This window comes from Psychroserpens mesophilus, assembly GCF_050617655.1.
Lineage (GTDB): Bacteria > Bacteroidota > Bacteroidia > Flavobacteriales > Flavobacteriaceae > Psychroserpens > Psychroserpens mesophilus_A.
Genome location: NZ_JBODQC010000582.1, coordinates 1 through 229, shown reverse-complemented (window position 1 = coordinate 229; position 229 = coordinate 1). Strand labels below are relative to the sequence as shown.

Genomic DNA, 229 nt, shown 5'->3' with positions numbered 1-229 from the left:
CCTGTTGTCCGACACGGAACCCGTGCGGGTATACAAACCCGGGCACGCATACAATTCCGAGCTGTCGCTGGATGGAACCAAGCTCCCGGCCGGGCACCCGGAAGGCATTTTCGATGCGATGGGCAACATCTACCGGGGCGTGGCCAAGGCCATCCGCGGACAAAAGTACAACGACGGGGAATTCCCGACCATGACAGACGGAGTCCGCGGCCTGAACTTCATTGAGGCC

General features: G+C 61.1%; 1 pseudogene. It reads left to right on the top strand.

Features of this window, described 5'->3' with window-relative positions:
- Window positions 1-229, top strand: a pseudogene (locus ACRHNM_RS18515) (Gfo/Idh/MocA family protein); the annotation flags it as partial.